This is a genomic window from Streptosporangium fragile, assembly GCF_039534445.1.
Taxonomy (GTDB): domain Bacteria; phylum Actinomycetota; class Actinomycetes; order Streptosporangiales; family Streptosporangiaceae; genus Streptosporangium; species Streptosporangium fragile.
Window position 1 is genome coordinate 51,733 of record NZ_BAAAVI010000045.1, and the last position, 19,103, is coordinate 70,835.

16 protein-coding genes are annotated in these 19,103 nt (G+C 70.7%); 9 read left to right on the forward strand and 7 right to left on the reverse strand.

The window, feature by feature from the left end; all coding sequences use genetic code 11:
* Positions 1 to 11: 11 nt before the first annotated feature.
* Both ABD841_RS26660 and ABD841_RS26665 read right to left on the reverse strand, forming a co-directional pair.
* Complete coding sequence (locus ABD841_RS26660) at positions 12 to 1,757, reverse strand: ABC transporter ATP-binding protein (protein ID WP_344977487.1); 1,746 nt, start codon at positions 1,755 to 1,757, stop codon at positions 12 to 14.
* A 141-nt stretch (positions 1,758 to 1,898) separates the two neighbouring features.
* On the reverse strand, positions 1,899 to 3,590 hold the full coding sequence (locus tag ABD841_RS26665; protein WP_344977490.1) for an ABC transporter ATP-binding protein: 1,692 nt from the start codon (positions 3,588 to 3,590) through the stop codon (positions 1,899 to 1,901).
* Between the two features lie 169 nt (positions 3,591 to 3,759).
* Here ABD841_RS26665 and ABD841_RS26670 point away from each other — a divergent pair, with 169 nt between their 5' ends.
* A complete protein-coding gene (locus ABD841_RS26670) occupies positions 3,760 to 3,993 on the forward strand; it encodes an RNA polymerase subunit sigma-70 (protein WP_184544962.1) in 234 nt (77 codons plus the stop codon).
* Between the two features lie 2 nt (positions 3,994 to 3,995).
* Entirely contained in the window at positions 3,996 to 4,553 is a 558-nt protein-coding gene (locus ABD841_RS26675) for a Clp protease N-terminal domain-containing protein (RefSeq protein ID WP_344977495.1), read from the forward strand.
* Between the two features lie 208 nt (positions 4,554 to 4,761).
* Here the strand turns inward: ABD841_RS26675 and ABD841_RS26680 are convergent, their stop codons facing one another.
* The 3 genes from ABD841_RS26680 to ABD841_RS26690 form a co-directional block, all read right to left on the reverse strand.
* Positions 4,762 to 5,499 carry a succinate dehydrogenase/fumarate reductase iron-sulfur subunit gene (locus ABD841_RS26680; RefSeq protein ID WP_344977545.1) on the reverse strand — a complete coding sequence of 246 codons (738 nt, stop codon included), beginning with the start codon at positions 5,497 to 5,499 and terminating at the stop codon, positions 4,762 to 4,764.
* A 103-nt stretch (positions 5,500 to 5,602) separates the two neighbouring features.
* The gene (locus tag ABD841_RS26685; protein WP_344977499.1) at positions 5,603 to 7,531 is read right to left on the reverse strand and encodes a fumarate reductase/succinate dehydrogenase flavoprotein subunit; all 1,929 of its coding nucleotides are present in this window, start codon (positions 7,529 to 7,531) and stop codon (positions 5,603 to 5,605) included.
* A 60-nt stretch (positions 7,532 to 7,591) separates the two neighbouring features.
* Positions 7,592 to 8,353 carry a succinate dehydrogenase cytochrome b subunit gene (locus ABD841_RS26690; protein WP_344977502.1) on the reverse strand — a complete coding sequence of 254 codons (762 nt, stop codon included), beginning with the start codon at positions 8,351 to 8,353 and terminating at the stop codon, positions 7,592 to 7,594.
* A 198-nt stretch (positions 8,354 to 8,551) separates the two neighbouring features.
* On the opposite strand from ABD841_RS26690, the gene ABD841_RS26695 reads away from it, so the two are divergent.
* The 7 genes from ABD841_RS26695 (at position 8,552) to ABD841_RS26725 (ending at position 16,659) form a co-directional block, all read left to right on the forward strand.
* Positions 8,552 to 9,511, forward strand: a complete 960-nt coding sequence (locus tag ABD841_RS26695; protein WP_344977505.1) for a LysR family transcriptional regulator — start codon at positions 8,552 to 8,554, stop codon at positions 9,509 to 9,511.
* A 198-nt stretch (positions 9,512 to 9,709) separates the two neighbouring features.
* Positions 9,710 to 10,882 (forward strand): PP2C family protein-serine/threonine phosphatase, encoded by a 1,173-nt coding sequence (locus ABD841_RS26700; protein ID WP_344977509.1) that lies wholly within the window; start codon positions 9,710 to 9,712, stop codon positions 10,880 to 10,882.
* Complete coding sequence (locus tag ABD841_RS26705; RefSeq protein ID WP_344977511.1) at positions 10,879 to 12,474, forward strand: sensor histidine kinase; 1,596 nt, start codon at positions 10,879 to 10,881, stop codon at positions 12,472 to 12,474. The genes ABD841_RS26700 and ABD841_RS26705 overlap by 4 nt, the downstream gene beginning before the upstream one ends.
* The gene (locus tag ABD841_RS26710; RefSeq protein ID WP_344977514.1) at positions 12,467 to 12,916 is read left to right on the forward strand and encodes a response regulator; all 450 of its coding nucleotides are present in this window, start codon (positions 12,467 to 12,469) and stop codon (positions 12,914 to 12,916) included. The genes ABD841_RS26705 and ABD841_RS26710 overlap by 8 nt, the downstream gene beginning before the upstream one ends.
* A gap of 276 nt (positions 12,917 to 13,192) precedes the next feature.
* Complete coding sequence (locus tag ABD841_RS26715; RefSeq protein ID WP_344977517.1) at positions 13,193 to 13,981, forward strand: hypothetical protein; 789 nt, start codon at positions 13,193 to 13,195, stop codon at positions 13,979 to 13,981.
* Between the two features lie 9 nt (positions 13,982 to 13,990).
* Positions 13,991 to 15,889, forward strand: coding sequence for a fumarate reductase/succinate dehydrogenase flavoprotein subunit (locus ABD841_RS26720; protein ID WP_344977521.1), 1,899 nt, complete (start codon positions 13,991 to 13,993; stop codon positions 15,887 to 15,889).
* On the forward strand, positions 15,886 to 16,659 hold the full coding sequence (locus ABD841_RS26725; RefSeq protein WP_344977524.1) for a succinate dehydrogenase/fumarate reductase iron-sulfur subunit: 774 nt from the start codon (positions 15,886 to 15,888) through the stop codon (positions 16,657 to 16,659). The genes ABD841_RS26720 and ABD841_RS26725 overlap by 4 nt, the downstream gene beginning before the upstream one ends.
* 348 nt (positions 16,660 to 17,007) lie before the next feature.
* Here ABD841_RS26725 and ABD841_RS26730 read toward each other — a convergent pair whose 3' ends face one another.
* Together ABD841_RS26730 and ABD841_RS26735 are read right to left on the reverse strand one after the other, a co-directional pair.
* Positions 17,008 to 18,558 carry a hypothetical protein gene (locus tag ABD841_RS26730; RefSeq protein WP_344977527.1) on the reverse strand — a complete coding sequence of 517 codons (1,551 nt, stop codon included), beginning with the start codon at positions 18,556 to 18,558 and terminating at the stop codon, positions 17,008 to 17,010.
* Between the two features lie 117 nt (positions 18,559 to 18,675).
* Positions 18,676 to 19,103: hypothetical protein (locus ABD841_RS26735; RefSeq protein WP_344977530.1), on the reverse strand; the 428-nt coding region annotated here is incomplete at its 5' end.

Sequence of the window (19,103 nt, forward strand, 5' to 3'; positions counted from 1 at the left end):
CGGGCCCCGCCTCACTTCGACGTGCCGTGCCAGCTACTCCACAGCGCGGCGTACGGCCCTCCCGCGGCGACGAGCTCCTCATGGGAGCCGAGCTCCCCGATCCGGCCGTCCTCGACCACCGCGACGCGGTCCGCGTCGTGCGCCGTGTACAGGCGATGGGCGATGGCGATCACCGTGCGCCCCTGCAGGACGGCCGCCAGCGAACGCTCCAGGCGGCGGGCGGCCCGAGGGTCGATCAGCGAGGTCGCCTCGTCCAGGACCAGGGTGTGCGGGTCGGCCAGCACCAGCCGGGCCAGCGCGAGCTGCTGCGCCTGCGCGGCGGAGACGCTCTGGCCGCCCGAGCCGACGGCCGTGTCGAGCCCCTCGGGCAGGGCCTCGACCCATTCCCAGGCGTCCACGGCCTCAAGCGCGGCACGGACCCGGGTGTCGTCCGCGTCCGGCCGGGCGATCAGCACGTTGTCGCGCAGCGTGCCGCGGAAGACGTGATGCTCCTGGGTCACCAGGGCGACGTGGCCGCGCAGGTCGTCCAGCGGCAGCTCGACCAGCGGGGCGCCGCCGACGGTGACGGTGCCGGTGCGTGGGCCGTGGATGCCCGCCAGCAGGCGCCCGAGCGTGGACTTGCCCGCCCCGGACGGGCCGACCACGGCCAGCCGCTCCCCCGGCCGGACCACCAGGTCGATGCCGTGCAGCACGTCGCGGCCGTCGCGGTAGGCGTAGCGGACGTCGGCGGCCTCCAACTCCTCGCCGTCCGGGGTGGCGGAACCGACCCCGCGGTCGTCGGGCACCTCGGCGACGCCCAGCAGGCGGGCCATCGAGGCACCGCCCACCTGGAGCTCGTCGATCCACATCAGCAGCCGGTCGAGCGGGTCGATGAGCTGCTGGACGTAGAGGGTGGCCGTGGTGACCTGGTCCAGCTCGACCCAGCCCCGGATGTAGAAGACGCCGCCGATGACCAGCGTCGCCACGATGGGGACCACGTAGCCGAGCTCGACCGACGGGAACCAGACCGTGCGCAGCCCCAGCGTGTAGCGCTCGGCCGCCCACGACCGGGCGATGTCGCCGTCCGTGCGGCGATGCCGGCGCTCCTGGATGCCCAGGGCCTCCACGGCGCGGGCGCCGTCGACGGTCTCGGCCAGGCCGTCGGTCATGTCCGCGTACGCGGCGCTCTCGCGCAGGTAGCCGTCTCTGGCCCGCTTGAGGTACCACCGGGTGGAGATCCACAGGATCGGCACGGCCAGGAGCGAGGGCAGCATGAGCAGCGGGCCCACCACCAGCAGCGCGCCGACACTGATGGCGCAGGTGACCAGGGCGATCAGGGTCTCGGGCACGGCGTGCCGCACGGTGCGCGAGAGCGCGTCGACGTCACGCGAGGTGCGGGTGATCAGGTCGCCGGACCCGGCGCGCTCGACCGTGGACAGGGGCAGCGCGAGCACCCGCTCGACGAACTCCTCGCGCAGCTCGGCGAGGACCTTCTCACCGAGCCGGGAGGAAGCGTAGACGGCGTACCGGACCAGCACCGCCTGGGCCGCCAGGAACCCGCCGATGGCCAGCGCCACGACGGTGACGTCGATGCCGGTTCCTTCCTGGACTCCCTGGACGAGCTCGCCCAGCAGCCACGGCGCCGCCAGGCCCGCGACGGCGGCCAACCCGTGGAGGCCCAGCGCGACGGCCAGTTCGCGGGGGTACTTCAGGGTGAGCCTGCGCGCGTACGCGCGGACCTGCGCCCGATCGGCGACCGGAAGAATCTGCCTGCTCATGCGATCAGCTCGCTCCGCTCGCAGTTCGCATTCGCGAACGCCCTGTGCCCACCAACTCGCTCGCTCCGCTCGCTCATGCGATCAGCTCGCTCCGCTCGCAGTTCGCATTCGCGAACGCCCTGTGCCCATCGACTCGCTCGCTCAACTGTCTTCCCCCCGGGTGACGACGGCGGCGTACGCGGGGTGGGTGGCCAGCAGCTCACGGTGGACGCCCTGGGCGCGCACCAGACCCCCCTCGACGTAGACCACGTGGTCGGTGCGGTCGAGCACCAGCGGGCTGGTCGTGCAGACCAGTGTGGTCCTGCCCGCGCGGGCCTTGGCGAGCCGGTCGGCGATGCGCGCCTCGCTGTGGGCGTCGACGGCGCTGGTGGGCTCGATGAGGATGAGCACCTCGGGATCGAGAACCAGCGCCCTGGCCAGCCGGAGCCGCTGCCGCTGGCCGCCGGAGAACTCCCGGCCCGCCTCGGCGACGTGGCCGTCGAGACCGCCGGGCAGGGCCTCGACGATGTCTTCGGCGCACGCGGCGTGCAGGGCCGCGGCGATCTCCTCCTCGCAGGCCTGGCCGGTGACGTCGAGCTCGTCCCTGAGCACCCCGGCGAACAGCTTGGCGTCGTTGTCGGCGACGAGGATCCGGCGGCGGACCTCGGGGAGCGGCAGGGTGTCGAGCGGCACGTCGCCGAAGTCGACGTCGCCGTCGGTGTAGCGGCCGAGCCGGTCGGCGATCGCGACGGCCTCCTCTGGCGTGGCGGTGACGACGGCGGTGAACACGCCGGGCCGGACCGCCACCCCGGAGGCCACGTCGCGCAGCAGGCCGCCCGGCGAGGCCGCCGTGCCGCCCTCGACGTCGGGCCGCAACGACAGGATCCGCACCACCCGGCGGGCGGCGACGTGCCCCTTGGTCAGCTTGTCGGCGGTCTCGGTGAGCGCCCGCAACGGCGCGATCAGGAAGGTGGCGTAGCCGTAGAAGGCGACGAGCTGGCCGGCGGTGATCTGGCCGCGCATCGCGAAGGTCGCACCGAGCCAGGTCACCCCGGCGATCAGCAGCCCCGGCAGGAGGATCTGCGCGCCCTCCAGGGTCGACTCGACGGAGGCGACGCGCACGCCCGCCCGCCGCACCCGCTGGGACTCCTCCCGGTAACGGGCGGCGAAGACCTCCTCACCGCCGACGCCGCGCAGCACCCGCAGCCCGGCGACGATGTCGGCGCCCCGGGTGGACAGCTCCCCCTGCAGGTCGCGGTGGGCGTGCTGGCGCCGGTGCAGCGGCCGGAGCAGGGGGGCGACGGCGAGTGCCATGACGGGCACGCCGACCAGCACCGCCAGGCCGAGCGGGAGTGAGGTGCCGATCAGGATGACGGTCACCGTGACGATGGCGACGACCGCGCCGATGCCGCGGATCAGGACGTCCACCGCGTTGCCGATGTGGGCGATGTCGGAGTTGCCGACGCTGACGACCTCTCCGGTGGACACGCGCCTGGGCAGGGTCGCGCCGAGCCGGGTCGCCTGCCTGGCGGTGACCTGGACGGTCCGGTAGGCGGCGGCCAGCCAGTTGTAGACCGCGATCCGGTGGCGCAGGATGCCCGTGACGGCCTGCACGACGCCCAGGGCGAACGCCGCACCGCCCCAGGTGAGCAGGCTCGGCAGGTCCTTGGCCGTGATGGCGTCGATGCCCTTGCCGAGAACGGCCGGGACGAGTGCCATGGCCAGCCACCAGACGGTGGCGTAGACGATGCCGAGGAGCAGCGGGCCGGCCTGGTTGCGAGCCACCCAGCGCAGGTAGCTCATCGGGCTGCGGGCATCGGGAACGCCGGGATCGGCGGTGGGTAAGGAGCGCATGACTCTGCAAGGTTCACAAACTCTGACCGGCCCCGGCAAACCATTTTCCGGGGTGGCACCGCCCGGCCGCACGCCGGCCGCCGGAGTCTCACAGCGCGACGGCGCACGGCCCCCGAGAGGATGTCAATCAATGTTGACACGCGTATCGCGTCAACCTAAATTGACATACATGAGTGATACGGCACAGCTGGCCTCCGACGCCGGCAGCCGCGATCCGGCCGTCGGCCTGCGGGCCGTGCGGGCGCTGCGGATGCTGGTCGACCGCCTGGAGGCCCTTCAGGTGGAGAACGCACGCGAGCAGGGCTGGTCCTGGCAGGAGATCGCCTACTGCCTGGAGGTCTCCCGGCAGGCGGTGCACAAGAAGTACGCGGGGGGCCGAGGTCTCCTGAGAAGGGAGAGATAGAGATGTTCGAACGGTTCACTCAGGACGCCCGCCAGGCGGTCAAACTCGCCCAGGAGAACGCCCGGCGGCTGAACCACCACTTCATCGGGAGCGAGCACGTCCTGCTGGGCCTGCTCGACCAGCCCGAGACCGTCTCGGCGCGGCTGCTGAACCAGCACGGCCTGGACCACGAGCGTGCCTACCGGACCGTCTTCGGCATGATCCCGCCCCGCCAGGGTGACCGGCTCGACGCCGACGCGCTGGAGGCGATCGGCATCGACCTGTCGGTCATCCGGGAGCGGGTCGAGGCCGCCTTCGGCCCCGGCGCCCTGGACCGGCCGACACAGCGGACCCGGGGCCGCGTGATCAGCGGCCGGCACATCCCCTTCACCCCTCCGGCGAAGAAGGCACTGGAACTGTCCCTGCGCGAGGCCCTCGCCCTGAAGCACAAGCACATCGCCGACGGCCACATCCTCCTGGGCATCCTGCGCGCCGGCCCCGGGCCCGCCCACCGCGTCCTCTCCCAGGTGGACGTCGATCTGGAGACCCTGCGTCAGGAGGTCGTCGCCCGGCTCGGCTGAATCACATCGATCTTCCCGGACGCGCGTCCGCCGGCTGCCCGCCACCCCCGCCTCCGCGTGGTCCGGCACCGCGCTCCGCCGGGCCGCGCTCCGCGCGCACCGCCGGCACGCCGCGGGCCGTACCTCCCCACGAAGGTACGGCCCGCGGTGACTCATGCCGGAGACGGGACCACTCCCCGTCCGGAAGATCGCGTACGCCCCAGGTGTCCTACTTGGCGGCCTTGAGGTAGTCGCGGTTCATCCGAGCGATGGTGTCCAGCGGGATGCCCTTGGGACAGACCGCGGTGCACTCGCCGGTGTTGGTGCAGCCGCCGAAGCCCTCGGCGTCCATCTGCTCCACCATGGCCCTGGCGCGTGAGCCGCGTTCCGGCTGGCCCTGCGGCAGCAGGCTCAGGTGGGTGATCTTGGCCGCGGTGAACAGGGAGGCCGAGCCGTTCGGGCAGGCGGCGACGCAGGCGCCGCAGCCGATGCAGGTGGCCGCGTCGAAGGCCGCGTCCGCGTCGTCCTTCCTGACGGGGATGCTGTGCGCGTCGGGGGCCGATCCGGCCGGGACGGAGATGAAGCCGCCCGCCTGGATGATCCGGTCGAACGCCGAGCGGTCCACGACCAGGTCCTTGACCACCGGGAAGGGCGCGGCGCGCCACGGCTCGATGGTGATGACCGCGTTGTCCTCGAAGTGCCGCATGTGGAGCTGGCAGGTGGTGGTGGCCACCTGCTCGCCGTGCGCGACACCGTTGATGACCATGCCGCACATGCCGCAGATGCCCTCGCGGCAGTCGTGGTCGAAGGCGATCGGGTCGTCGCCCTCCAGGATCAGCCGCTCGTTGAGGACGTCGAGCATCTCCAGGAAGGACATGTCGGGAGACACGTCCTCGACCCGGTAGGTGACCATCCGCCCCTTGTCGTCGGGGCCGTTCTGCCGCCAGACCTTGAGGGTGAGGTTCAGGCCCATGGTTCGCTTACCACTTCCTCGTTCGCCGTCCGTGAGCCCACCGGGCGCGCCTGCGGCACGGCGTGCCGTGCCGCCCCGCCCATCGCGTGGGGTGCGCTCACTTGTAGCTCCGCTGGCTCATCTTGACGTATTCGTAGTTCAGGTCTTCCTTGTGCAGGATCGGGCCCTGCTCGCTGTACTCCCAGGCCGCGACGTACGCGAAGTTCTCGTCGTCGCGCAGGGCCTCGCCGTCGGCGTCCTGCGACTCGGCGCGGAAGTGGCCGCCGCACGACTCGGTGCGGTGCAGTGCGTCGATGCACATCAGCTCGGCCAGGTCGAAGAAGTCGGCCACCCGCCCGGCCCGCTCCAGCGCCTGGTTGAGCTCCTCGGCCTTCCCGGACACCTTCACCCTCTTCCAGAACTCCTCGCGGAGCTCGGGGATCCGCTCCAGGGCCTTGCGCAGCGACTCGTCGGTGCGCTCCATGCCGCAGTAGTCCCACATGATCCGGCCGAGCTCGCGGTGGAAGGAGTCGGCGGTGCGGTCGCCCTCGTTGGACAGCAGCCTCTCGATCTTGGTGCGGACCGCGGCCTCGGCCTCGGCCGCGGCCTCCTCGTCGACCTCCCCGTAGGGACCGTTCGCGAGGTAGTCGCCGATCGTGGTCGGGAGCACGAAGTAGCCGTCCGCCAGGCCCTGCATCAGCGCGGACGCGCCGAGGCGGTTGGCGCCGTGGTCGGAGAAGTTGGCCTCACCGATCACGAACAGGCCCGGAATGGTGGACTGCAGGTCGTAGTCGACCCACAGGCCGCCCATCGTGTAGTGCACGGCGGGGTAGATGCGCATCGGCTGGGTGTAGGGGTCCTCACCGGTGATGCGCTCGTACATCTCGAACAGGTTGCCGTACTTCTTCTCCACCGCCTCACGTCCCAGGCGGCGGATCGCGTCGGCGAAGTCGAGGTAGACGCCCAGGCCGCCGGGGCCGACGCCGCGGCCCTCGTCGCAGACGTTCTTGGCGGCGCGGGAGGCGATGTCACGCGGGACCAGGTTGCCGAACGACGGGTAGATGCGCTCCAGGTAGTAGTCGCGCTCGTCCTCGGGGATGTCCGAGGCGGGACGGGTGTCACCGGCCTTGAGCGGGACCCACACGCGGCCGTCGTTGCGCAGCGACTCCGACATCAGGGTCAGCTTCGACTGGTAGTCGCCGCTGACGGGGATGCAGGTGGGGTGGATCTGGGTGTAGCAGGGGTTGGCGAACATCGCGCCGCGCCGGTGCGCCCGCCAGATCGCCGTGGTGTTGCAGCCCTTGGCGTTGGTCGACAGGAAGAACACGTTGCCGTACCCGCCGGTGGCCAGCACGACCGCGTCCGCCGTGTGCCGCTCGATCTCGCCGGTGACCATGTCGCGGACGATGACGCCGCGCGCCCGGCCGTCGGAGACGATCAGGTCGAGCATCTCGTGGCGGGTGTTCATCTTCACGGTGCCCGCCGCGATCTGCCGTTCCAGCGCCTGGTAGGCGCCGAGCAGGAGCTGCTGGCCCGTCTGGCCGCGGGCGTAGAAGGTCCGGGAGACCTGCGCGCCGCCGAAGGAGCGGGTGTCGAGCAGGCCGCCGTACTCGCGGGCGAACGGCACGCCCTGGGCCACGGCCTGGTCGATGATGTTCACGCTGACCTGGGCGAGCCGGTAGACGTTCGACTCGCGGGCGCGGAAGTCACCGCCCTTGACCGTGTCGTAGAACAGCCGGTAGATCGAGTCGCCGTCGCCGCGGTAGTTCTTGGCCGCGTTGATGCCGCCCTGGGCCGCGATGGAGTGCGCCCGGCGGGGCGAGTCCTGGTAGCAGAACGACGTGACGTTGTAGCCCAGCTCGCCGAGGGTCGCCGCGGCGGAGCCGCCCGCCAGGCCGGTGCCCACGACGATGACGTGAAGCTTGCGCTTGTTGGCCGGGTTGACCAGCTTGGCGCTGAACTTACGCTTCTCCCAGCGGTCCTCGATCGGGCCGTCCGGCGCCTTGGTGTCGCGGATCGGCTCGCCTTCGGTGTACATCGTGGTCATTGTTCGCTCACCGTTCCTCGTTCGCCGCGCGCAGGACCTGCTTCACCGCACCGGACCCGCTCACTTGATCACTCCGGCCATGACCGCGACGGGGACCGTGAGGAACCCGAGGACCAGCAGCGCGGACAGACCGGCGGCCACGACCTTGAGCGGGCGGTAGCTGCGCCCGCTCGCCAGGCCCAGCGTCTGGAACGCGCTCCACAGACCGTGCCGCAGGTGCAGGCCGACCATGATGACCGCCACGACGTAGAAGAGGGTGACCCACCAGCGGGAGGGGGCGAAGCCCTCGACCAGCCGGTCGTACGGCGTGCTGTCGAAACCGGCCGGGTTGACCGTGCCGAGCGTCAGGTCGAGCAGGTGGTAGATCACGAACAGCAGGATGATCACGCCGCCGTAGCGCATGGTGTGGACGGCGTACCCGCCGGCCTGGGCCTTGCGCTTGGCCGCGTACTTCACCGGGCGGGCCTTGCTCGCCCGGCGGGCCAGGGAGATCGCCGACCACATGTGGAGCGCGATCGACACGACCAGCACGACCTCCACGATCGTCAGCGCGACCCGGTACGTCAGGAGCGGCTCGCCCATCGTGCGCAGGAAGGACGCGTACTCGTTGAAGGACGCGGCGCCGAGGAACGCCTTGAGGTTCCCGACCATGTGCCCGATGAGGAAGAGGACCATGACGGCGCCGGTGACGGCCATCACGGCCTTCTTACCGTTGGAGGAGCCCAGGAACCCGCCGGACCTCCTGGGCGCAGGCTTCGCGGGGGTGTCCGCGGAGGTCTTAATCGGCGCGGTGGCGGAGCCGCGCTCAATCGTGGCAGTCACAAAGGTGACGCTAGGTAAGTGGATTTACCCCCGTCCAAGTCATCACGGATGTGGTTTCCATAGCCTGCGGCTATCGTCTCTGCGTCCACGCGGCTTGCGGCGCGGCGGCCGGGCGGGCAGTGCGAGCAATCTCACATCCTCTCCCGGCGCGGGGGCCGCCCCGAATCCGGCCCCGAAGGGTCCGTACGCTAGGGAAACGTGCAGCTTCAGCAACTGGCCTATTTCGTGGCGGTCGCCGAGGCTCGGCACTTCACCCAGGCCGCCGAGCGGATGCGTGTCGCACAGCCGTCGCTGAGCAAGCAGATCAAGGCGCTGGAGGTCGAGCTCGGCGCGCCGCTGTTCAGCCGTGCCCGGGGGAACGTCACGCTGACCCCCGCGGGTGAGGCGCTGCTCCCGCTGGCCCGCCGGATGCTGGCCGACGCCGAGACCGCGCGCAGCGAGGTCGGCGAACTGGCCGGGCTGCGCCGGGGCCGGGTCCGGCTGGGCGCCACGCCCTCGCTGTGCGCCGGGCTGCTGGCCGACGCGCTCGCCAGGTTCCACGACGCCTACCCGGGCATCGAGCTGTTCGTCGAGGAGGGCGGCTCCCGCGACCTGGTCCGCACCCTCGCCCGCGGCCAGCTCGACCTGGCACTGATCATCATGCCGCTGCACAGCGACGACCCCGCCCTGGTCACCGAGGAGATCCTGCGCGAGAACCTGGTCGTCGTCTCCCCGTCCACCGCCTACGTCCGCAAGTCGTATGTGCGGATCGACGAGCTGCGCGGGCATCCGATGGTCATGTTCCGGCGCGGATACGACCTTCGGGAGGCCACGCTCACGGCGTGCCGTCAGGCGGGGTTCGAGCCCCGGTTCGCGGTGGAGGGCGGCGAGATGGACGCCGTGCTGCGTTTCGTGGAGGCCGGGCTGGGGGTCGCCCTGGTCCCCTCGATGGTGCTGGACGGACGTCCCGGGCTGACCGGGACGCCGCTGGCGCCGCCGGGCCTGCGCCGCACGATCGCCATCGCGCACCGCAAGGACGTCGAGCCCACCCGCGCCGCCCAGGCGTTCCGGGCGACACTGCTGTTCTTCCTCGCCGAGGCCGCCCACGACGGCAGCCTGCCCGAGGGGCTGGAGCTGATCGGACCGGAGAGCCGACCGGCCGCGGCCGACGGGCCGTGAAGGGGCCGGAGCGGGAGCGCCCACGCCCCGGGAGTTTGCCGGTCGCCGTCCCGGGCATGTGCCACCCGGTCGCAGTACGCCATACGTCAAGCGGGCGCCACACGGATCGAGGCGACTGATCATCACCGTGTAAGTCCTGGTGCCCCACTATTCTGCATACCGATAAACAGGTGCCCCCGACCCCACGAAGAGGCGTCAGTGACCGCCCCCGCCAATGAAACGCTCACGCTCCTTCTGATCGAGGATGACGCGGGCGACGCCTTCCTCGTGGAAGAGCTGCTCAGCGAGGCGGAGAACCCCCCGAAGATCATCTGGGTGCGGAGCCTCGCCGAGAGCCGGGAACGGCTGACCGAAGACGTACGCTGCGTGCTCGTCGACCTCTCGCTGCCCGACGCGACCGGCCTGGAAGCACTGGAGCAGGTCCTGTCCATGGCGCCGCACGCCGCCGTGCTCGTGCTGACCGGGCTGAACGACACCCACGTCGGGGTGGAGGCCGTCGCCGCGGGCGCGCAGGACTTCCTCGTCAAGCAGGACGTGGAGGCCCGGCTGCTGGCGCGGGCGATCCGCTACGCGATCGAACGCAAGCGCGCCGACCTGGCCCAGCGCAAGCTGGTCGAGGCGGAGCTGCTCACCAAGGAGAACTCCCGCCTGGAGCGCGGGCTGCTGCCGGTCCCGCTGCTGACGCCGGGGGTGCTGGAGCACCACGCCCGCTACCTGCCGGGGCGCCGGCGCGCGCTGCTCGCCGGCGACTTCTGGGACACCGTGCAGAGCCCCGACGGCGCCGTGCACGTGGTGGTCGGCGACGTGTGCGGGCACGGCCCCGACGAGGCGGCGCTGGGGGTGTCGCTCCGGATCGCCTGGCGGACCCTGGTCCTGGCCGGGCACAGCGGCAACGACCTGCTCGGCACCCTCGACACGGTGCTCCGTCTGGAACGCAAGTCCGCGGAGATCTTCACCACCCTGTGCATCGCCACGATCGACCCCGCCTTCACCCACGCGCGGATGCACGTGGTCGGCCATCCGCCGCCGCTGCTGATCCGCGACGGCGAACTCGGCGTCGTGCCCGGCACTCCCTCCGGCCCCCCGCTGGGGATCTTCAAGGGCGTGGAGTGGTCGGAGATCGAGGTGCCGCTCGGCGACGACTGGTCGCTGCTGCTCTACACCGACGGCCTCATCGAGGCCACCGTGGGCGGCGGGCCCGACCTGCTCGGCACCGAGGGCCTGCTCAGGCTCATCCAGGAGCAGGGCGGGATCGACCTGGACCGCCTCATCGAGCGGGTCATCGAGCTGAACCGCGACGCGCTCAGCGACGACCTGGCGACCGTGCTCATCTCCCGTGATTCCCGTGGCTCCCGGGACGAACGACGATGACCCGTCGTCCCGATCCGGTTTCCGGCCTGCGGCCGTTGCCCGAACCCGCGCCCGCCACCGGCTTCGGAAAGCTTCCGGTGGGCCGCTGGTTCACGATCGCGGGAGCGGGCATCGCGCTCGTCTTCGTGATCGCGACGGTCGTCACGGTCTCCCTGATCGAGCAGACGCGCGACGCCCGCGAGACCGTGCTGGACGTCATCGACCCCGCCGCGCTCCGCACCCTGGAGATCTCCAACGCGCTCTCCTCGCAGGAGAGCGCGGTGCGGACGTACGGCAGGACCAACGAGGAGGTCTCCCTCCGGGGCTACCGCGAGGCGGTGGCCACCGAGGCGGTCGCGCTGCGGGCGCTCACCGACCTGGTCCCCCGGATGCCGGAGAGCGAGACGGTCGCCGCCGAGGTGGCACGGCTGAAGGCCGCCGGGGAGGCCTGGCGGCGCGACTACGCCGAGAAGCTCATCGCCTCCGTGCCGACCCTGAAGACCGAGGCCGCCGCGCGGAACGCCCCCGCCAACGCCGCGCTGTTCACCGAGATCCGCCGGTCGCTCACCGTCCTGCAGGACCACCTCAACGAACTGCACGCGATGGGCAGCGCGCGGCTCGAAAGCGGCTGGCAGGCCCTCTACCTCGCGCTCATCGGGGTGGCCTCGGTACTGCTCCTGGCGGGGATCGCCTCGCTGGTCATCGTCCGCTACGCGGTGCTCCGCCCGCTGGCCGAGCTCAACGACCAGGTCCGCGCGGTCGCCCAGGGCGACTTCGACCACAGGCTCAAGGTCGAGCGCCCTGCCGAGCTGGCCGAGCTCTCCGGACACGTCGACGCCATGCGCCGTCGCATCATCGCCGAATGGCGCCGGGTCGTGGCGGCACAGCGCAAGCTGGAGGACCAGGCGACCGAGCTGCGGCGCTCCAACAGCGAGCTGGAGCAGTTCGCCTACGTCGCCAGCCACGACCTGCAGGAGCCGCTGCGCAAGGTGGCCAGCTTCACCCAGATGCTGGAGCAGCGCTACGGCGACCAGCTCGACGAGCGCGCCAGGCAGTACATCGCCTTCTCCGTCGACGGCGCCAAGCGCATGCAGCTGCTGATCAACGACCTGCTCGACTTCTCCCGGGTCGGCAGGCTGGGCGGCGAGCGCACCAGGATCGACGCCGCCGTCCCCCTCCGGGCCGCGCTGAACAACCTCGAAGCGCAGATCGAGGACGCCGGAGCGACGGTGACCTTCGACGAGATGCCCGAGGTGTACGGCAACCGGGCGCAGCTCACCCAGCTCTTCCAGAACCTCGTCAGCAACGCGGTCAAGTTCCACGGCGAGGAACCCCCGAGGGTGCACATCGGGGTACGCCGCGACGGGGAGATGTGGGAGTTCTCCTGCACCGACAACGGCATCGGCATCGAGAGCAAGTACACTGACCGCATCTTCCTGATCTTCCAGCGCCTGCACGGACGCGACGTCTACGCCGGCACCGGCATCGGCCTGGCGCTCTGCAAGAAGATCGTCGAGTACCACGGCGGCCGGATCTGGGTCGACACCGAGGCGACCGACGGACCCGGCACGACGTTCCGCTGGACCCTTCCCTCAGGAGACATGGATGAATGACCTGCGCTGGATCGACGTCCTGCTGGTCGAGGACGACCCGGGCGACGTCCTGCTGACGCGGGAGGCGTTCGAGCTCAACAAGGTCCGCAACAAGCTGCACGTGGTCAACGACGGCGAGCAGGCCATGGCCTTCCTCCGCAAGGAGGGCGATTACGCCGGCGTGCCCCGGCCGGACCTGATCCTGCTCGACCTCAACCTGCCCCGCAAGGACGGGCGGGAGGTGCTCCAGGACATCAAGGCCGACGACAGCCTCCGCAGGATCCCGGTGGTGGTGCTGACCACCTCGGAGTCGGAAGAGGACATCCTGCGCAGCTACAACCTGCACGCCAACGCGTACGTCTCCAAGCCGGTCGACTTCGACCAGTTCATCAACGTGGTCCGGCGGATCGACGACTTCTTCGTGACCGTGGTCAAGCTGCCCAGCTCCGACCCCGACTACTGACCGGCCCTCCGGCCGCGCGGCCCGCGGCCCCTTCTCACCTGGTGAGACGCCGCGGGCTCGTTACCCTCCCCTGACCAACGTGACGGGAATCACACCTGGCCAGCGAAAATGTGAGTGACCCTTCTCACACAAGCCCCGGGCTCCGGCGTAACGTACTCCCCACCAACATGCGCGCGCACGTGTGAGCCGGCGCGACCATGGCCCGCGCGCGCGGCACAACTGAAAACGACCCGGACCCCCTGGCGAGCAGGGTCCGTGGGAGGTGGAGAGGTCTCGATGACCCAGACAGCGGCCGAGAGCCCGGCCAGAAGGCAGCGTGCGCAGATCAAAGAGCGCACTTTGCGTACCGACCAGTGGTGGCGCTATCCACTGGTGACGTTCATCATTTTCATGGCGTTCCTCGTCTACGCCACGTGGGCGATCTTCGATAACAGCTTCTTCGTTTCTCCGTACCACGCGCCCTTCGCGTCCCCCTGCCTCGCCGAGGCGAGCTGCCCGGAGGAGGCGAGGCTGTTCGGCTTCGCGCCGTTCGGCGACTGGTACACCCTGCCCCCGGGCCTGCTGATCCTCGGCCTGCCCGCGGGCTTCCGCTTCACCTGCTACTACTACCGCAAGGCCTACTACCGCGGGTTCTGGCTGTCGCCTCCGGCGTGCGCGGTGAACGAGCCGCACAAGAAGTACACCGGTGAGTCGCGGTTCCCGCTCATCCTGCAGAACATCCACCGCTACTTCTTCTACGCGGCGATCGTCATCGGCCTCGTCCTGGCCTACGACGCGGTCAAGGCCCTCATCGCGAAGCCCGCCGGGCTCGGCACGTGGATCCTGATCGTCAACGCGATCCTCATCAACCTGTACACGCTGTCGTGCCACTCGTGCCGCCACATCACGGCCGGACGCCTGAACCACTTCTCCAAGCACCCGGTCCGCTACCGGGCGTGGGGCTTCGTCTCCAAGCTCAACGCCAAACACCAGGAACTCGCCCTGGTCTCGATGTTCTCCGTCATGGGCGCCGACCTCTACGTCCGCCTGGTGGCCAAGGGCATCATCGCCTTCTCGTTCGCGTAAGGATCACCCGTGGAAATCGAGCGTCACGAATACGACGTCGTCGTCATCGGCGCCGGCGGTGCAGGGCTGCGGGCCGCCATCGAGGCCCGCCAGCAGGGCAAGCGGACCGCGATCGTCTGCAAGTCGCTGTTCGGCAAGGCGCACACGGTCATGGCCGAGGGCGGCGCGGCCGCGGCCATGGGCAACGTCAACCCCAGCGACAACTGGATGGTGCACTTCCGCGACACCATGCGCGGCGGCAAGTTCCTCAACAACTGGAGGATGGCCGAACTGCACGCCAAGGAGGCCCCGGACCGGGTCTGGGAGCTGGAGGCGTGGGGCGCGCTGTTCGACCGCACCAAGGACGGCAAGATCAGCCAGCGCAACTTCGGCGGGCACGAGTACCCGCGGCTGGCCCACGTCGGCGACCGCACCGGCCTGGAGCTGATCCGCACCCTCCAGCAGCGCGTGGTCGCGCTCCAGCAGGAGGACGAGAAGCTGCACGGCGACCCCGAGGCCTTCATCAAGGTCTTCCAGGAGTGCACGATCACCCGCCTGCTGAAGGACGGCGACGCGATCTCCGGGGCCTTCGGCTACTGGCGGGAGAACGGCCGGCTCATCGTCTTCGACGCCCCGGCGGTCGTGCTGGCCACCGGCGGCATCGGCAAGTCGTACGTGGTCACGTCCAACTCGTGGGAGTACACCGGCGACGGCCACGCCCTGGCCCTGCTGGCCGGGGCGAAGCTGATCAACATGGAGTTCATCCAGTTCCACCCCACCGGGATGGTCTGGCCCCCCTCGGTCCGCGGCATCCTCGTCACCGAATCCGTCCGCGGCGACGGCGGGGTGCTGAAGAACTCCGAGGGCAAGCGCTTCATGTTCGACTACATCCCCGAGGTCTTCAAGGACAAGTACGCCACCACCGAGGAGGAGGCCGACCGCTGGTACACCGACCAGGCCAACAACCGGCGCCCTCCCGAGCTGCTCCCCCGTGACGAGGTCGCACGGGCCATCAACTCCGAGGTGAAGGCCGGTCGCGGATCGCCGCAGGGCGGTGTGTACCTGGACGTCTCCACCCGGCTCCCGGCCGCCGAGATCATCCGGCGGCTCCCGTCGATGCACCACCAGTTCAAGGAGCTGGCCGACGTCGACATCACCAAGGAGCCCATGCAGGTCGGCCCGACCTGCCACTACATCATGGGCGGCGTCGAGGTCGACGCCGACACCGGTGCGGCGGACGTGCCCGGCCTGTTCGCGGCCGGCGAGGTCTCCGGCGGCATGCACGGCTCCAACCGGCTGGGCGGCAACTCGCTGTCCGACCTGCTGGTGTTCGGCCGCCGCGCGGGCGCCGGGGCGGCGTCGTACGTGGACGGGCTGGCCTCCCGCCCGAAGATCTCCGAGGAGTCCGTGACCGAGGCCCGCGCCGAGGCGCTGGCCCCGCTGGAGCGCTCCGGCGAGAACCCCTACGACGTCCACCACGAGCTGCAGCGGACGATGAACGAGCTGGTCGGCATCATCCGCAAGGCGGAGGAGGTCACCGACGCGCTGGAGGCGGTGGAGAAGCTCAAGGAGCGCGCCCGGGGCGTCGGCGCGGCCGGCACCCGCATCTACAACCCCGGCTGGCACCTCGCCCTCGACCTGCGCAACATGCTCCTGGTCTCCGAGTGCGTGGCCAAGGCGGCGCTGCTCCGCCAGGAGAGCCGCGGCGGCCACACCCGCGACGACTTCCCCTCCATGTCGGCCGAGTGGCGGGCCAAAATCCTGGTCTGCGCCCTCACGCCGGACGGCTCCGGCGTTACGGTCGAGGAGAAGGCTCAGCCGCCCATGCGCGACGACCTGATCACTCTGTTCGACCGCGATGAGCTGAAGAAGTACATCACCGACGAAGAGCTGGCCGCCTTCGACGCGCTGGCCAAGGAGCAGCCATGAGTCACAAGGCGAGTTACAAGGCGAAGTTCCGCGTGTGGCGGGGCGAGGGCGGCGAGGGCAAGCTTGAGGACTTCACCGTCGAGGTGAACGAGGGCGAGGTCGTCCTCGACATCATCCACAGGCTCCAGGCCACCCAGGCCCCCGACCTCGCCGTCCGCTGGAACTGCAAGGCCGGCAAGTGTGGTTCCTGCTCCATGGAGATCAACGGCAAGCCCAGGCTCGGGTGCATGACCCGCATGTCCACGTTCACCGAGGACGAGACGATCACCGTGACGCCGATGCGGACGTTCCCGGTGATCAAGGACCTGGTCACGGACGTGTCGTTCAACTACCAGAAGGCACGGGAGATCCCGTCCTTCACTCCCCCGGCCGACGTCAAGCCGGGCGAGTTCCGCATGCAGCAGATCGACGTCGAGCGGTCCCAGGAGTTCCGCAAGTGCATCGAGTGCTTCATGTGCAACAACGTCTGCCACGTGATCCGCGACCACGAGGAGAACAAGACCAACTTCGCCGGTCCGCGCTTCCTCATGCGGATCGCCGAACTGGACATGCACCCGTACGACGTCGCCGACCGCAAGGAGACGGCGCAGGAGGAGCACGGCCTCGGCTACTGCAACATCACCAAGTGCTGCACCGAGGTCTGCCCCGAGCACATCAAGATCACTGACAACGCGCTGATCCCGATGAAGGAGCGCGTCGTCGACCGCAAGTACGACCCGCTGGTCTGGTTGGGCAACAAGATCTTCAGGCGTTCCGGCGCGAAGAGCTGACACCCACCGCACGGCAGCGCCGCCCACGCACCCCCCGGGCGGCGCTGCCGTGTTTCCCGGGTCTCTCACGCCCGGGAGCCCTCCCGGGGACGCCCCTTCAGCCAGGAACGCCGGAGCGCCCTTCACCGGGAAACACGCCCCGGGACTCCCCCGGGAACACCGGAGCGTCCTTCACCGGACGCCGCACCAGCCGGGAGTCCTGCTCCGAGAGCGCCGGAGAACCGGAGCGCCATCCCTCCGGCCGGGGACGCAGAACGCCCCTCTTCCGGCGTCACACCGCCGGAGAGGTCGTCGCGCGGGACCACCACGCGCCGCGACGTGGCACCGCCTCTCGTCGCCGGGGCCCGGTCACGTGGAACGGCGGAAGAGGCCCCGCTTCTTCTTGCCCGTCTCCTGACCGGGGAGCGGGTAGACGGCCGTCTGAGCCGGCTCGCCGGGAGGCGGCGGGCCGGCGGGCGATCCCTGCCCGGGTCCGCCGTGCATCCCCGGCACCGGGCCGTGCATCCCCGGCACTGGCCCGCCCGGACCCGGCTCCGGACCGAACGGGCGGAAGCCCTCACCTGGACCACCTTGGCCGGGCTCCTGGGGGAACGGCGCCCCCGGGAACTCCGCCGTTCCCTGCGCGGGGCGTCCCCCGGCCGGCTCCGGCCCGAACGGGTGGAACTCCCCGCCCGGACCCTGCCGTGGCCCGTCCGGACCACCCTGCTCAGGACCGAGCGGCGGCTGCGGCCCCAGCGGGGGGAAGCCCTCCTGCGGACCGATCCGGCCCTCCTCGCCCTGCGGCCGGTCTCCACCCGAGGAGTCCTCCGGACGCTCGGGACCCGACGACTGGACCCCCTCACCCGGGCGCTCCTGCCACGGCCCCTGGGGCAGAGGCCCCTCATGCGGCACCGGACCGGGCGGCGGAACGCCGGGACCGTGGAACGCGGCCGGGGGGACGTCCTGGCCGGGCTGACCCACCGGGCCGTACGGGGCCTGCCCGTACGCACCGGGCTGCTGCTCCTGCCCCGGCGGGGGCACGAACGCCGTCGTGTGCTCGTACGGGTACTGGGCCGTCGTGTGCTCGTACGGGTGCTGGAACTGCTCCGGGGGGTAGCCCTCGGGGTAGACCGGTGCGTACATCTGCATGGGCACCAGGCTGATGATCGGCGCGTAGGCCGTGCCGGTCTGGTAGCCGAAGCCGGGCCCGTAGCCGGGAACCGCGGGGTATCCCCCCGGGTCCATCGGGTCGGCGCGGTAGCCCCCGGGCCGGGGACCGGCCCGGCGGACGGCGGCGGCGTGCGCCAGGCGACGGAGCCTGCCCTCGAAGATCAGCACGGCGAACAGCACCAGCAGCACCAGGATCAACGCCGGAATGCCGAGCTGGCGGCTGAGCGTGGCCCCGTCGAACTCGGAACCCGCGTTGCGCAGTTCCAGCGCCGAGGTGGAACTGTTGTTCTGGGGCGTGGGGATGACGTTGGGCGACGGCTCGGCGCTCGGGATGGGCTGGCTCGTATCGGCGCTGGGGAACTGGACGTCGGGCTCCTCCGACTGCGTCGCGGTCGGGGCCGCCGACGGAACGACCGGGGGCGCGGCCGTCTCCTGCGGAGGCGCGGACGTCTCCTGCGGGGGCGGAGCGGGGGCCGTGGTCGTGGTCGTGGGAGTCTGCGTCTTCGGCGGGACGGTCACCGTGGTCGTCACGGTCTCCTGCGGCACGGCGGTCGCCGTGGGATCCACGGTCTGCGTGACGGTGACGACCGGTGTGGGCTCTTCCGTCGGGCAGGGCCCCGCCGGGTCGACGTCACACCCGGGGATCTCCGAGGGCTGGGCGACGACGACCCTGACGGTCGCGTCCGCCCTCGAAGGACCGGTGAGCGGCGCCACCGCCAGCAGCACCACACCGCTCAGACCCAGGGACATGGCAACTGCGGAGACAGCTGCCGCACGCCGTGCACGCGCCACCGGTGCCCTCCGCGAGATCCAACACAAACACGTCAAGGAAATTCTAGTCGGGCAAAAATAACAGTAAATCGCGTTTTACAAAACGGTTCGCGAACGCTGCCCCCGCCGGGTTCTGCCCTGCAGCCAGAGAAGACCCAGCATCGCTCCTACCCCGCCCGCCACGGCCGGGAAGCCCTGTACTCCTGTCAGCACCGGCCTTGACTCGGCGACCGGCTCGGTGTCTCTCCCGGGTCCGCCGACGACCCGGGGAAGCGGCGCGCCCGGCGCTTCCGGCTCCTGCGCCGCGGCGTACGGCTGCGGCATGACCGGCGTGGGCGCCGCCTGCGGCAACCGCACCTCCGAGCCGCCCCACAGGCCGGTCCCCTGCCCCGCCCCGGAGGCCACCGGGGGCACCTGGCCCGGTGCCTGCACCCCTGTCTGCATTCCCGGCTGCACCCCTGTCTGCATCCCCGGCTGCACCCCTGTCTGCATCCCCGGCTGCACCCCTGTCTGCATCCCCGGCT

What these genes read in the sequence shown, in the direction of transcription:
- ABD841_RS26660 (WP_344977487.1), bottom strand. Translation starts at nt 1,757, where the DNA reads ATGAGCAGGCAGATTCTTCCGGTCGCCGATCGGGCGCAGGTCCGCGCG.
- ABD841_RS26665 (WP_344977490.1), bottom strand. Translation starts at nt 3,590, where the DNA reads ATGCGCTCCTTACCCACCGCCGATCCCGGCGTTCCCGATGCCCGCAGC.
- ABD841_RS26670 (WP_184544962.1), top strand. Translation starts at nt 3,760, where the DNA reads ATGAGTGATACGGCACAGCTGGCCTCCGACGCCGGCAGCCGCGATCCG.
- ABD841_RS26675 (WP_344977495.1), top strand. Translation starts at nt 3,996, where the DNA reads ATGTTCGAACGGTTCACTCAGGACGCCCGCCAGGCGGTCAAACTCGCC.
- ABD841_RS26685 (WP_344977499.1), bottom strand. Translation starts at nt 7,531, where the DNA reads ATGACCACGATGTACACCGAAGGCGAGCCGATCCGCGACACCAAGGCG.
- ABD841_RS26705 (WP_344977511.1), top strand. Translation starts at nt 10,879, where the DNA reads ATGACCCGTCGTCCCGATCCGGTTTCCGGCCTGCGGCCGTTGCCCGAA.
- ABD841_RS26710 (WP_344977514.1), top strand. Translation starts at nt 12,467, where the DNA reads ATGAATGACCTGCGCTGGATCGACGTCCTGCTGGTCGAGGACGACCCG.
- ABD841_RS26715 (WP_344977517.1), top strand. Translation starts at nt 13,193, where the DNA reads ATGACCCAGACAGCGGCCGAGAGCCCGGCCAGAAGGCAGCGTGCGCAG.
- ABD841_RS26725 (WP_344977524.1), top strand. Translation starts at nt 15,886, where the DNA reads ATGAGTCACAAGGCGAGTTACAAGGCGAAGTTCCGCGTGTGGCGGGGC.
- ABD841_RS26730 (WP_344977527.1), bottom strand. Translation starts at nt 18,558, where the DNA reads ATGTCCCTGGGTCTGAGCGGTGTGGTGCTGCTGGCGGTGGCGCCGCTC.